The sequence below is a fragment of the Vreelandella zhaodongensis genome (assembly GCF_013415115.1).
GTDB lineage: Bacteria > Pseudomonadota > Gammaproteobacteria > Pseudomonadales > Halomonadaceae > Vreelandella > Vreelandella zhaodongensis.
Map to the genome: position 1 here is coordinate 130,125 of NZ_JACCDD010000001.1, position 14,702 is coordinate 144,826.

Below are 14,702 nucleotides of genomic sequence, written 5' to 3' on the forward strand. Positions count from 1 at the left end.
ATCAACCTTTGGCGTCAGCGATGAGCGTGGCGAGTATGTCTAGCGTCTGGTCAATGTGGGCCTGGGTGTGTTCGCAGGAAAGGAAAAAGCGCAGGCGAGCGCTCTTCTCGGGAACAGCGGGATACAAAATGGGTTGTACATTGATCTGTTTTTCGAGCAGCGCATGAGAGAGGTGTGCTGCCAGCGGTGAACTGCCGACGATAACAGGCACCACTGCCGAGCCGATGCTATGACCGGTGTCCATTCCTCGGGCTTGAGCTTGCTCAAGAAAGTAGCGTGAGATTGCCTGCAGCTTGGCAACACGCTCGGGTTCCTTGGACATTAGCTCAAGCACTTTAAGCGAAGGAGCCGCCACTTGCGCAGGCATGCCGACGCTATAGAGAAAGCCTGGTGCAAAGTAGCGCAGGGTTTCGACGAGCGCTTTATTACCTGCAATATAACCACCGCAACCTGACAGCGTTTTACTCATGGTTCCCATCCAGATATCAACATCGGTGGGGTCAATTGCAAAATGCTCTCGCAGGCCAAGGCCGGTCTCGCCCATAACGCCGAAGGAGTGGGCTTCATCTACCATGAGCCATACTTGGTGGCGCTGCTTTAATTCGATAAAGCGGGGCAGGTCAGGAATATCGCCGTCCATGCTGTAAAGCCCTTCGACCACCACTAGCACCCGTTCAAACTGATGACGATGGCGGTCTAGGAGTGTCTCTAGTGCAGCGGGATCGTTGTGGCTAAACGACATGCGCTTAGCGCCAGAGAGTTGGGCACCGACTAGCGAGCTGTTGTGAATGTACTCGTCGTGCAGCACCAGATCTTTTGGGCCTAGCAGATAACCCAGTGTGGATACGTTCGTCGCGTGACCACTGACGAAGGCAACCGCATCTTCAACGCCATAGGTACTGGCAATCGCTTGCTCAAGCTCGCCATGGATAGGGCGTTCACCTGATACGACACGGCTTGCCGATACCGATGTGCCATAGTGGGCGGCGGCTTCACACGCTGCCTGGACAACGCGTGGGTCGCCTGAGTAACCCAGGTAGTTGTAGCTAGCAAAGTTAATGCACTGGCGCCCGTTAATCATGCTGGTGGCGCCAGCAAGCCCTTCATGTACCTTAAAGAAAGGGTCTTTAAGGCCCAGCTGTTCAGCGCCTTGGCGCATCATAGCAAGCTGCTGATAGCCAGGATGAGCGTCGAATCGCGTAAAGCGCTCGGGAACTGGCCGTGTCGTGTCTGCCCCTGGAGCTCCAGGCCCTTGAGCGCTGGCGGCACGCGGCATTTGGCGTTTGCGTGCCTGTTCCAGAAGTTGTCGTTTCAGTTCAGAGCGCTTTGCGGTCATGGTGTCTCGGTCGTAGATGTTGAAGCCGACTCTTTGGTGAGCCCGTCCGCCCCATGGCGAGCGGCCAGAGAGGCTAACGCATCTTGAGGCGCTTCTTCAACATCGTTGTCATGCTGATGTAACTTTTGAATCAGCACGCTGGCCAATTTGTTCAACGATGACGCCTCGCTTAGCACCATGACGGGCACTTGCACACCCAGCCGGTTTTCGATGGCGGTCATTAATTCAACGCCCATCAGCGAGTCAAATCCCATATCGTATACGGAGCGATTGACGTCAATTTTCTCCTCATCAATCAAGAGAATGCTGGCGAGTTCTGCACGTAGTAACTCGGTGACAGTGCTATGCATTTCTTCAGGAGTGAGATCGGCCAGCAGCGCACTGATATCATCATCGCTGTCGGCGCTGCCGTCATCGTCGCTGGTGCGGGCAATTTCATTAAACCTGGGTGCCTGGGCAGTTGGTAAGAAGCGCGCAAGTGCCCCCCATTCAAGCTCCAGTACGCCTAAACTTGGCCCCGGTGTCAGCAGCATTTGCTCCAGTACGTTAAGCGCGTCGTCTGAGCGCAGTGCAGAACCGCCTAAACGCTCTTGCAGCGCGTCACGCGTGCGGGTATTGCGTGCCAGGAAGCCGACGTCTTCGATCGCGCCCCAGCGCACGCACGTGGCGGGAAGACCCGCGGCGCGGCGGCGGGCTGCAAAGGCCTCCATCCAGTGGTTGGCAGCGACGTAGTTAGCTTGCCCTGGATTACCAAACAGCGTGGTGGCTGAGGAGTACAGTACGAAGAAGTCCAGCTCAATATCGCGGGTGAGAGCGTCCAGGTGACGGGCACCGTCAATTTTGGGTGCGAGTACCTTTTGGATGCGCTCAGCATCTAAATTGCGAATCAGGCCGTCATCGATCACCGTGGCAGCGTGCACGATACCCTTTAGCGAGCCAAGTTCGCGCTGTGCACGTGCTATGACACTGGCTAAGGCATCGTGATCGGTAATGTCACAGGCTGTTGCCAGCACATTGACACCTTGAGCTTCAAAGGCGGCGATGGCGGCTTGCGCTTCTTCACTGGTCGGGCCACTGCGGCTAAGCAACACAAGTTGACGTGCACCTTTGCTTACCAGCCATTGAGCGGTTTTGAGGCCGAAACCACCCAGCCCGCCGGTGACCAGATAGCAGGCCTCGGCAGCCAGTGCCATGGTGTCGGTGCCAAGTAGTTCGTTACGTGGCGGCGCAATGGGCTGTTCATAGGTCACCACGACTTTGCCGATCTGTCGCGCTTGCTGCATATAGCGGAAGGCGTCAATGACTTGGCTGTGGCTGAACGCGGTAAATGGCAGTGGGCTGAGCGTGCCGTCGTTAAACAGCGCCATCATTTCACCGAACAGACGCTGGGTAAGCGCGGGCTGTACTTTCATAAGCTGGTCGGAGTCGATGCCGAAGTAGCTTAAGTTGTTGCGGAACGGGCGCAGGCCAATATGGGTGTTTTCGTAGAAATCGCGTTTACCTAGCTCCAGGAAGCGACCAAACGGGCGCAGGGCGCGCAGGTTTTGGTTAATGGCTTCGCCTGCCAAGGAGTTAAGCACGATATCGACACCTTCGCCCTGGGTATCTTCCAGGATCTCTTCGGCAAAGGTGAGCGAGCGGGAGTCGTAAATGCGCTCCTCGCCCATCAAGCGCAAGAAGTCGCGCTTCTCTTCTGACCCAACAGTGGCGTAAATGTCGGCCCCCATCCACTGGGCGATTTGCAGGGCTGCAATGCCCACGCCACCCGCCGCGCCGTGAATGAGCACTTTCTCGCCGGGTTCCAGGCGCGCTAAGTGTTTCAGCGCGTAATACACCGTGAAGAAGGTGGTCGGAATAGTGGCCGCCGCCGCGTAACTAACACCTTCGGGCAGTGGCGCTACCGCATGCTGGCTGGCAATTAGGCGGTCGCTGAAGCTGGCAGGGCCAAAGCCGACGACGGCTTGACCGGGGGTAACGTGATTAACGTTAGCCCCTACCGCGATGACTTCACCGGAGAACTCAAGCCCGAGGGTTGGCCCAGCAAAGCCGTTTTCGATCGCTTCATCGGAAAGCAGACCCAGGGTGTACATCACATCGCGGAAATTAAGCCCGGTTGCTTTCACGCGAATTTCGACATCATCTGCGCCAAGCTCAGGCAGTTGGCGTGGCCGCCACTGTAGCTGTCGCAACTGACCTGGTAGCGCAAAGCCGAGTGTCATTGCCTGACGCGGTGCAGTGCTAACTTGTTTCGCCGGATGAGGCGCTGGCAGTGTGCGTAGGCGGGTGGCAAAGCGTGAGCCTTCCGCGGTAACCACTAGTTCGTTTTCGCTATCTGGTGTGGCGAGTGTGGCGGCCAGAACGTCCAGTGCTGCATCATTGGGCGTAACAGGGAGATCAATCAACGTGACGCGATGGCCAACGGCTTCGTTAGCTAACGAGCGACCAAAGCCCCATAGAGCGGCGTCATCACCAGTGCTGGCCTCCTGGGTGGGCAGCCAAAGCGTTACAGGGGTGCCTTGTCCTTCAAGTCCGCTGGCTTCTAACGCCAAGGACCACTGTTGAGCCCTGTGGCAACGCTGCGTCTGTTCGGCAGTAGATGCCGCGCCGCGCTGTCGAAAATCAACAACGTTAAGGGCGCTGACACCTTTTCCAAAACTTTCACCAAAGGCGGCCTGAGCTTCGTTTAGCAGTGCGGCGGGCACTGCGTCACTTACCGTAACCCAAACACTGTCGTTGCTAAAAGCGTCGTTGCTAACACCGTCGTTACCAGCATTGCTGTGACTAGCATAGCCGTTCGTATACACACGCAGCTTATTAGCCAGTCGCTCTGCCAGCGCTAGATGGGGAGTATCGGCGACAATGAGGTGGTGGCTAACCGGGTTGCCTGTGGTGTTAGATTCATCGGCAAACGTTGCTGCTTGAGCGTGAAGCAGATAAGCACCGTTCTCTTCCAGCTCAACCGGCGGTGAAACGCTTAGGCCTTGCTCGTTTAACCAATCACTTAGCGTCGCTTGTTCGAGGGCTGCTTGATCGATACCTGGGGTTGCCAGTAGGTCATCTAGCCAACGGCTAGGTTGAATGCCAATGACCATTACTTGTGCGCCGGGTGCCAACTGGGCGGGCAAGGCTTCAATGAGCTGGCGGGTACGCTCAGGCTGAGTAACGTCCACGCTGATAAATGCTAGCTGGGCTTTGTCGGCGTCGCTAAGTATTGGCAGCGTCGCTTCCAGCGGCTGTATGTCCATCAGCGGGAAGCGTTCTTGCAGCTGCTCCGCTTGATGGCGAGCGGTATCACTGGTCGTGATGGCGCGGTAATGATGTGCGCCTTTGGTGATGTGTTGCGCATTGGTAAGCTGCTCAAGCAGGCGCTGACCAAGGGCAGGCGCACAGGGGCCAGCTTCCAGTAACTGAAGCCGCTGACCTGTGGGTAGGTTGGCAAGTACCGCTTCAATCAACATGCCTAGTTCGCTTGCTAATACCTGCCAGCCGCTTTCACCAATCAGCACGCGGTTGATGCCCGCGAGGTGCTCGCCCGTAATGCTTAAGCTTTCCAGCGAAGCGCTACCGTTGGTGAGCTGTTTGCGGTGAAGCCCTAAGCGACCCACCAAATGGATGGGGGCAAAATAGTCGGGGTAATCTTGTACCAGCAGTTGCCAGATAGTCTCTGGGGCGAGTTGTTCTTCGTCACCGTCCACGTTCAGCCCTTGGGTGAAGGCTTCGCTGAGGCTATCCAGCAGCGGTGCTACTTCTTGAGCATAGCGCTGACCGGTGCTAGCCGCATAGGCACTGCTCAGCCCTGCTAAGCGGGCAAGGGCATAGCCTGGCAGGGGGAGTGTTGTGGCGGTCAGTGGCGCAGGTGTTAGCTCTACATCTAAGTAGCTGAAGTGTTGATGGTGGGCGCGGTTAAGGCGAATTGCTTTAAAGCGGGTTTCGCTAAGCACGGCCACGGCGTTGCCTGCAGCGTCATACAGTTCGAAGTCGGCGGTGAAGGAGTGGGGCGCGCGCTTACCCATTACCGCACGAGCCAGTACGGGCGCTCCGGCTTCGGCGTTCACCTGAAGTCGGCCGACGCGAACGGGCACAAATGCTAGCTGGGAGGCAAAGTCACTGTGTTGTGCCAGCAGCGGAATAAACATCTGGAAAGCGCTGTCCAGAATGCCGGGGTGCACGTGAAGCGTTTCAAGCTGTGATTGCACGTCTTCTGACAGTGTGATCTCGCCGATGACGCTATCGCCTTCAATCCAGCCGCGACTAATGGCCTGGAAGGCGGGGCCGTAGTGCAGCCCAATGCGTTCGGCCATTTGTAAATGCTGGGCCAGGGTAACGTCTGGCGCTCGATTGGGCACGCTGGGAGCCTGGCGGTTAAGCAAAAAGCCTCGGCTTTCACGCATGCGGCGGGCAACAGCGTTTAGCTGCCATTCGCTGCCCGTGGCAGGTTCACGGGAGTGAATCGCTAGGCGGCCATCGTCTGGGTTCAGCGTTAAGCGCATGGTGCGGCCATTGGGGCCGTCTAAGAGTAGTGGCGCGCGAATTTCCAACTCTTCGATATCCAGCAGCGGTGTATCTTTCTGCTGTAAGGCGGCGGCTAGGGTAAGTTCTACAAAGCCTGCGCCGGGGAAGACTGCACCTTCGCCGACCACATGGTCGGCTAGCCAGGGCTGGCGCTTGGTGTCCAGCTGGCTTTCCCAGGTGTGATCTTGCTGCGCAAGGGGGTAGCCCAGCAGTGGGTGCTGGTAATAGCGCGTAAGCAGGCCTTGGCCGTCGGTGGTGCCCTGCACCCAGTGATGAGTGCGTTGCCATGAGTAGCGGGGCAGTAGAACGCGCTGGCCTTCAACTGGGAAGAAGTGATGGCTTGCTAGGTTGAGTCCGCTTAGTAGCAGTTGGCCGAGGCTTCGAGTCAGCTCATCCGTTCCAGGCTTATGGCGCTCAATTGTACCCAGCACTAAACCGCTGCGCTCTTGTTGGCGCAGGGACTCGTTCAAGTAACGGCGCAAAATAGGATGCGCGCCAATTTCTATAAAGACGTTGTAACCTTGTTCGATAAGCGTAGTAGCGGCGCCATCGAATAACACCGGCTCGCGGATATTGAGCCACCAATAATGCGCATCTAGCTGGGTGCCTTCGCTAATGGCGCCCGTGACGGTGGAGACATAGGGGATCTCGGTGGCGCGCGGTTGAATATCAGCCAGCGCTTCCACCACGCCTGCTTTGATGCTGTCCATGGCGGGGCTATGGAAGGCGTAATCTAACGGCAGCCGTTTAGCGAAGATGTCCTGAGCGCTAAGTGCTGTTTCCAGCGCAGTCAGCTGGTCTTGGTCACCCGCGAGGGTGATGCCTTTGGGGCTGTTAATGCCCGCTAAGCTGATGTTGTTAAATTCGGGTTTTTCAAGCCAGGGTGCGATCTCTTCCGCGCTCATGGCAACCGCTGTCATTTCCCCTAGGCCACGGGTTTTGCCTTGATAGAAGCTGCGGTAGTAAATGACTTTTACGGCGTCTTCTAACGTAAGTGCGCCTGATGCCCAGGCCGCGGCGACTTCGCCAACGCTATGGCCGAAAACAGCGGTGGGTACAATGCCTTTGGATTTAAACCATTCGGTTAATGCGACCTGTAAGGCAAACAGCGCTGGTTGGGCAATCTCGGTGCGTTCAAAGCGGCCTTCGCTGGCCTCTTGTTGGTTGCGGCCCGCGAGCTCGTCGCGCAGTGAAAAATCCCCATGTTTCTGGAATAGAGCATCCACGTGGTCGATAGCATCACTGAATGCAGGCTCACTTTCCAGGAGGTCGTGGCCCATGGTTTCCCATTGGCAGCCGTTACCGTCGTAGACAAACACCGGACCACGTGCGTTGGCTAGGCGTTCAAGTGTCGCGGTTGGGCTTTCTTCACCTTCGGCGAACTGGCTTAGCGCGCTGGCGGCAGCTTCCGGCGTTTGGGCAAAACAGAGCGCACCAAACGTGTGATGTTCACGATGGCTGTGCAGTGTATGTGCGATGTCGTAAAAGGGTTGGTCACTTTCACGCAAATAGCTGGCTAATGCGCGTGCATTAGCGGCGAGTGCTTCCTGACTTCGAGCACTAATGCGGATAGGTAGCGCGGTGTCAGGCATTTGACGGGATGCTGGGGTTTTTTCTGGCGCACTTTCCAAAATAACATGGGCATTTGCGCCGCCAAAGCCGAACGAGTTCACGCCAATGACCAAGCGGCCTTGTTTTTTCAGTGACTGGGCTTTAGTGACAACACTAATGTTCCACTCATCAAATTTGATGAGCGGATTGAGGTTACGAATGCCAATGGTGGCAGGTACTTCACGGTGTTGCAGGCTGTAAAGTGCTTTGGCAAGCCCAGCTACCCCAGAAGCAGTTTCCAGGTGGCCAACGTTACTTTTTACCGAGCCGATAGGTAGCGGCGTTTTACGGAACTTGCCCAGCGCTTCGCCAATGGCTCGGGTTTCTATCGGGTCGCCAACGGCGGTGCCGGTACCATGGGCTTCAAGGTAGTCGATCTCATCCGGTGCAATACCGGCCTGCTCGTAGGCGCGGCGCATTAGCTCAATTTGCGCGCTGGGATTGGGCACGGTAAGGCCGGATTTGTGGCCGTCGGTGTTAACGGCTGAGCCCGCTACTACCGCCAGGATATTGTCGCCATCGGCGACTGCCTGGTCGTAATCTTTGAGCAAAAACAGCCCCGCGCCTTCTGAGCGCACGTAGCCGTTACCTGCTTCATCAAATACCTGACAGCGCCCCGTGGGGGAGAGCATGCTAGCCTTCGAGAAAATGATGAAACCGTACGGATGCAAATGCAGGCTGATACCACCGGCCAGCGCCATGTTGGTTTCACCACTGCGGATAGATTGGCAGGCTTGATGAAACGCGACCATGGAAGACGAGCAGGCGGTGTCCAGCGACATGCTAGGGCCATGCAGGTCAAATACGTATGAGAGGCGGTTAGAGGCAATACTGGAGGTGTTGCCTGTGGCTGTCGAGGCGTCAATGGCCCCCATGTCATCCGCCATGCGATAAGAGTAATCAAGGCTGGCGACGCCAAGGAAAACGCCGCACTGGCTGCCGCGGAGGCTACTAGGCGTAATGCCCGCGCTTTCCATGGCTTCCCAGCTAAGTTCTAGCAGCATGCGCTGTTGAGGGTCCATGTTCGCCGCTTCACGGGGCGAAATGCCGAAAAACTCTGCGTCGAAGCCACTTATATCGCCAAGGCTACCAGCGGCAAACGTAACGCTGGTGCCTGGGTGACGTTTATCTGGGTGCCAGTACGCATCGTGGCTCCAGCGGTCTGGGGCCACTTGGGTGACGAGGTCTTTTTCGGCTTGCAGGTCCTGCCAGAACGTTTCAGGTGTGGTGCCGGGGAAACGATGGGCGGCGCCGATGATGGCAACGCGTTTAGTCATTCTTGCTCCTGAGGTTCTGGTTCTGCCTTGATCACATCGCTACTTATATCGCGTCCAAACGCCTGTTTAAATAGCTGAACGCCAAGTTCGTTAGATGACAACGTGCACGATCCTTGTACAGCAGGCGGCTGGTCGGGCAAGTTGCTATTTAGTTTAGTATGTAAAGCACTGTCTGATTGCGTTGACCATATCATATACGGTGTGTCGCCATCAGGTGGCGAGTAATGCCCATATGCATCAGGCAGGATCGGTACGTGGTCACCGTACCAGCCAAGTAGCCCTGGCCTTGAAGCTGATTGTAGTGCTGCTTTAACGCTACCCAGCATGTGGTCTGCTTCACTTAAATGTTGCAGGTAAACGGCTAGGTCACGCAAATAATTTGGTAGCGGCCATGCTGCATTTGGCAGTGTTTTCGCTAGCGTCGCTCTGTCGGGTGCCTCTAAGTGTAACGGACCATGGTTTTCCATGGTGATCACAAAGACAAATAATGGCCTATTATCGCCATCTTCGAGCAGGCGTCCAACCTTTCGTGCAACTGCTTGGTCGCTAATGTACTGACCATGCTTATCCTGGCTGCTGAACGCGTTGATGTCGATGAATGACTCAAAACCCAATTTAGGGATAACGCGGTCGCGCAGATAGAAGGTGGCAGGGTAAGGGTGTACGCAAACAGTACGGTAGCCTTGCGCCTTAAAGGCACTGGCAATGCTAGGCATGGTATGGCGTGACAGTGTGCGGTAGGGGTTGAATTGGCGAGCTCCCCAGGTCTTGGGCGGCAGGCCTGTTAACACAGCGGATTCGGTACGCACCGTATTGGCCCCCCAGGCAGGGACGTTAAGTGTTCCGTATAGAAGTGCACCCGCGCGCGTGGCGTCATAATTTGGCAGTAGGTCAGCGGCAACGTCTTCACACCAAGCGCGAGGGTCAAAAAACGATTCGCTTTGTACTAATACCACGTTAGGTGGCATGGCGGTCGCTCCATTGGCAACCGTGCTTTGCTTAGCAGTGCTTTGTTCAGCAGTGCTTTGTTCAGCAGTGCTTTGCGCTAGTGCATAAAAAGGAGATGTCGTTGGCGCTGGTGCGTGAGAGCGCGCCAGGGCGATACCGTAGCTCCACAGACTTGAGAATAAACCCAGGTGGTCTAGGTCAGCTGCGGGATCAAGCGTGATGGAGGGGAGTTGACGCCATCCTAGCCAAACGATTAGTGCGCCGGTGGTTATCAGGCTAACGCTACTAAGTAAAAATGCCGTCACACCCTTTTGGTTCGTCAGCGGAGGCTCAACATAAAAAAAGCTACCAATGGCAACGGCGCCCGCGCTGCTGGCGGCAATAGCAAGACCAATGCCGAAAAAGGGCACATAAAGCCTTGGATGCAGGATGGCATCCCAAAAATACTCAAAATCGTGGCAAATAAACGGCTCATTCAAGGTGCGGGACTTGGTGTTGCTGGCTTGCACCACCACGAGCTGCAGCGAAAGAATAAACACCACCGCAAACCAGGGGCGCTGTAGAATCAGCACAAACAGACCGAATAGCAGCAGCCAGCAGCCAAGGTGCACCATGTTGGCAGCAAGGCTGCGTTGCCAGCAAGGTTGTGGGCGTGGTTTGAGTAATGCTTCAAACAGCAGGCTGAACAACAAACCCGCTAGAAGCGGACCCATTAGCACGGGGGAAGCAAGCAGTTGCATGCTACTTTCCTCCCATGTGGCCAAAGCCCAAGTGCTTGATGAACCATTGAGAGATGCTGGCAGGCAATACCGCTAACCACCATGAGCCGAAGTTAAGTGGGAATGGAAAACTAATACGTGCGCGATTCGCTGTGATACCGCGCTGAATTGCTTTGGCAGCACGCTCAGGTGACCACTCCCAAGGCTTTGGGCCAGGCATGGCATCGCACATGGGTGAGGTCACATAGCCAGGCATTACCACTGTGACACCGATACCGTGAGGGGCAAGTAAGCCACGGAGCCCTTCACCGTAGGCCTTGATGCCTGCTTTGCTGGCGCTGTAGCTAGGCGTTGTTGGCAGGCCATGCCAGCCTGCAAGAGAGCTAATAAACACCAGCTGGCCGCTGCCTCGTGCTTGCATGGCAGGTACCAAGCGCTGCGCCATGGCAATGGGGGCTTTTAAATTAATATCCAACAGTGCTTGCACGTCATCCCATGGTTCAAGTGTTTGGTCGCTTGGGTGCGTATTGATGCCCGCATTGGCAATCGCGATGTCTGGCAAGTGCTCGGCACATAGGGTATCTAGCCAAGTGTTCAGTTCGGTGGTGTCAGTCAGGCTGGCGGATGACAGTGACACCTGAGCGCCTTTCCCGTGACACACTCCCGCCAGCTCTTCAAGCGACTGTCGATTGCGCCCATGCAACACCAGGTGCGTATTGGGTGCTGCGTAAGCGTGAGCCAATGCACCGCCAATGGCGCCCGTTGCGCCGGTGATGAGCACGCAGCGTGGTTTGCCAAGAGCCGCACTCTCAGTTGATGGCGTTTTTGAAGGCTTAGATGATAGAGCAGTGCTCAAAGCAACTTCTCCAGCGGTGAAGGGCAGGCTTCTAGTATATGCGCTGCGTTGTCCACTGCTAAATCGATACCAGGCTGGCAGTAAAAGCCGCCGTTAACCTGCACGGTATGCATGACGGTGTTGCGAAAGTAACCAAACATGGCTTGGCTTGGTAGTGGTGGCTGGTGCCAAAACTCATCCAGCGTGCCTTCGTAGGTAAGGCCTGCCAAGTTGTAGATGGGGTCGCTGAGGGCAAAGGTGGGGCACTGTTTTTCAAGAGAAACAATGCCTACCGTACTGTTCACGGTGACCGTGCCTGCAGCGTGTTTGAGCAGCGGGTTAAGGTTGCCTGATTCTAAGTAAACAATGCGCCCTTGCAGGCCATAAAAATCGGCAAGCTTTTGAATGACTTTAGGGTAGTTAACCAGCCCCATATCCAGCGGGTGGTTTTTAATACACAGCAGCGCATCGCTTGGCGCATGCAACGCAAATGAGCCCATGACGTGATCCATTACCTGTTCCATATTGTCGTAAGGCGAATGGTCACGAATTTGCGCATCGGTATTCAGCTGCAGCGGCAGCATAAAGTAAGGCTTTCCACCTTCAATCAGGTTCTTAATACGCTCGGCATCACGTTTTTTCCACTGTTTCAGCAGTGTGAAACGCTTGATGTAACCCGCATACTCTACCGGTGCAGTAATGGGGGCGTGGTTGCGGTAGTGGGGGGCTACCAGCGGGTTTGCCAGCCCGGCCAAGTGGTAGCAAACATCATGGGCGGCGCGGATTTTAAACGATGAATGAAAACGAACCGGCGCAGGTAGCCTAGGCAGTGCTTTACCGGTTTCATAAAACCAAGTCGGGTCGCGGGGCAGCAGTGAATGACCATTGACTCCCTCACGTTCCAGCGTGACCCAAAAAGGGCGAAAGTATCCCTCTTCAAATACGTGAGTGCGAATACCTGCTGCCTGGGCCTGATCAACGGCAGGGCGATGAATAGGTCGGCGGTCACCAAACAGCACTTGGTCGGTAATGCCATAGCGTTGCCAAAGCGACTGAATATAAGCGGGCAGTTCGCTGAGTGGCCCCCGAAACAGGTGGTTTTGGCTATGAGTACGCTGCCAGTAAACGATATCTCCGGCGTTGAAGTTAACCTTTACCACGCGGTGACCATCGTCGGTTAGGCGACGGGCAAGGCGTTGGTAAAAGGGCGAGCAAACGCCTTGTAAAAATAAGAATGCGCGCTTTTGCTTCAACTTAATGGCTTCCAATGAATAAGTTACGATAGCAGCGGTACAGGCGCTGCTTCCATGTAAGCATGTGCTTTTGAGAGCCCGGGTTTTGAGAACCTGGCTTTTGCAACTTTAATTGTTGTGATTTCGCCTGTTCCAACAGGCTGATTACCGTTTCCGCATTGCAGAGCTGCCGAGAGTTAGGTGCAACGTAACTTGGGTAAAGGAGCAGCGTTCCTGCTACCAGGGCATCTAACGATAGTGTCCGGTTTCTTCTTGGGCAGTGCATCGCATCCTGAGTGAGTCCCCAGCCCGCGTAAAACGGGAGGCCATAAGTATGCACGTGGCGTTGGCGCAAAAGCGCCTCAAAGCCGGTCAGCGAACTCATAGTATGTACAGCATCAACGCGCGCTAACAGCACAGTGATATCAATGTGACTAGCATCGAAATCATACAGACGTTTTGCGCTGGTATCGAGTTCTCCGATACGGGCACCGGTAATAACATCGGGGTGCGCTTTGTAGACAATAAAAGCGTCAGGGTTAGCTTGCCGTACAGCGCTTAACAGAGCGCTATTAGTGCGTATCTCTGGAGAGCCTGTGGCAATCGAGGCGTCACTTTCTACCTGGCCGGGCACTAAAATAATGTGCTTGTCAGAGGGCAAGCTAATAGTGGCTTCGCCGGGCATGTTGTACTTAGAAAGCTTTAACGCAACTAAACGCTCACGCAGCTGTGCCGCTCGCTCCAGCAGGTCATCGCTGAAGTCGGTGGTATTAAGCAGCGTTTCAAGCTCACTAGGTTGACTAGGGTCGTAGTAAATACCCTGGCGATCGATGACCAGCGACAGCGGCTGAGTGAGGTCGACCCCAAGGCCCACCGAACGGATGAAGCCATCTTCCATTCGCCAAATTGACGACATATGGTGGCTGTGGCGGGCTTTGAAGTCGTCGTCAATACGGCTAGACCATACCAGTAGATTGGGTTTTTCAGGCGTCTGAGAGGACGCAGCTGGTAGCTTTTTTTGATAGCTAATTTGTGCCGCTGGGCCAAGAAAATGACCAATAAACCGTCGCTTCCATGAAGAGAAACCACAGGCTAACCACTGTCCGCGAAGCCGCTCTTGTTGTCGCTTTTGGTCGGCAATCAATGCGATTGTCTCCTCAAGCGTAGAAGCATTGCCTGTATAAGGGTTGGCATATCGAGCATAACGCAGATAGGCAGCGGCAAATACTTCTTCAAGGGTGCGCACCGTTTTACGACGATAACAACTGAGCTGATCAATCGTCAGCCCCCAGCCCGCATAAAAGGGTAGGCCAAAACAGTGCACTTGTTTGCCTGCCATGAGTGCTTCAAACCCAAGTTGGCTGGTGACCACATAAACCGATTCGACCGCGTCAAACAGTGCCCAGGGGTTAATGTCGTTACTAACAATGTGGCAACGTGGATGATCGATAGCATTCGCTAGGTGGCCCTGCTTTTTACCGGCAATGACGTCAGGATGAACTTTGACCAGTATGTCGGCGCTGGGGTGATCGCTGAGTGCGCTTTCTAGCATTTGCTGAAAGCTGTCCGCACTGCCTCCTCCATGATGAATGGAGGCGTCGCCAGCCGTTTGGTCTACCACTAAGACGCTGGTGCTGGGCTTGCTAGCTTTCTCAAGTGCTGACAAGGGGCGGTCAGGGGCGTGGTTGTATTTTGATAACCGATAGCGTGATAGTTGCTCAATGCAACGTGCTGCCTGAGCTAGCTCTTCGCAGTCAAAGGTCGCGTTATTCAGCCAGTTTTCTAAATCGCTGGGGCGTGAGGCATCGTAATAAATGCCGGTATGGTCAACCACCATGCTATGGGGTTGAAAGCCCTCGACGCCTAGCCCTAGTGAACGAAGAAAGCCGTCCTCAAGAGCGATATAAGGCAACCCATGCTTTTTTGCATAATGGCGCGCCCCCACGCTGGTGGGTTTAAGCCCCCAGCCGATGACCGCATCAGGTTTAGGGCGTAGCAGCCCGATTGGCGAGAAGTGATCAAATTCAGGCAAAAAAGAAGCTAGGGCGGAAATGTTGATAATACCCTTAGATGTATAGCCTGCTATGTGTTTTGCCATGAAAGGGCCGCAATGGTGTTAACGTTGGCGCGAATGTAAGCGCAAGTAATAAATCGGCGAACATACGTGAAAAGGTCTAGCTTATCAATTAAGTCTCAAGTGATCTTATGGTGAGGAGAAACTTGTCACAAAAT

Annotated in this window: 6 protein-coding genes; all 6 read right to left on the reverse strand. The window is 55.1% G+C overall.

Annotation, left to right across the window (positions count from 1 at the left end):
* Position 1: 1 nt before the first annotated feature.
* The 6 genes from HZS79_RS00550 to HZS79_RS00575 are packed head-to-tail and all read right to left on the reverse strand — an operon-like array spanning position 2 to position 14,568.
* Positions 2 to 1,336, reverse strand: coding sequence for an aminotransferase class I/II-fold pyridoxal phosphate-dependent enzyme (locus tag HZS79_RS00550; RefSeq protein WP_179926796.1), 1,335 nt, complete (start codon positions 1,334 to 1,336; stop codon positions 2 to 4).
* Entirely contained in the window at positions 1,333 to 8,736 is a 7,404-nt protein-coding gene (locus HZS79_RS00555; protein WP_179926797.1) for a type I polyketide synthase, read from the reverse strand. Before HZS79_RS00555 ends, HZS79_RS00550 begins: the two co-directional genes overlap by 4 nt.
* Positions 8,733 to 10,424: an LTA synthase family protein gene (locus HZS79_RS00560; RefSeq protein WP_179926798.1), complete on the reverse strand. Its 1,692-nt coding sequence runs from the start codon at positions 10,422 to 10,424 to the stop codon at positions 8,733 to 8,735. Before HZS79_RS00560 ends, HZS79_RS00555 begins: the two co-directional genes overlap by 4 nt.
* A 1-nt stretch (position 10,425) precedes the next feature.
* Positions 10,426 to 11,259, reverse strand: coding sequence for an SDR family NAD(P)-dependent oxidoreductase (locus HZS79_RS00565; protein ID WP_179926799.1), 834 nt, complete (start codon positions 11,257 to 11,259; stop codon positions 10,426 to 10,428).
* Positions 11,256 to 12,491 (reverse strand): capsule polysaccharide biogenesis protein, encoded by a 1,236-nt coding sequence (locus HZS79_RS00570; RefSeq protein ID WP_179926800.1) that lies wholly within the window; start codon positions 12,489 to 12,491, stop codon positions 11,256 to 11,258. Before HZS79_RS00570 ends, HZS79_RS00565 begins: the two co-directional genes overlap by 4 nt.
* 1 nt (position 12,492) lies before the next feature.
* Complete coding sequence (locus tag HZS79_RS00575) at positions 12,493 to 14,568, reverse strand: capsule polysaccharide biogenesis protein (RefSeq protein ID WP_179926801.1); 2,076 nt, start codon at positions 14,566 to 14,568, stop codon at positions 12,493 to 12,495.
* Positions 14,569 to 14,702: the final 134 nt, after the last annotated feature.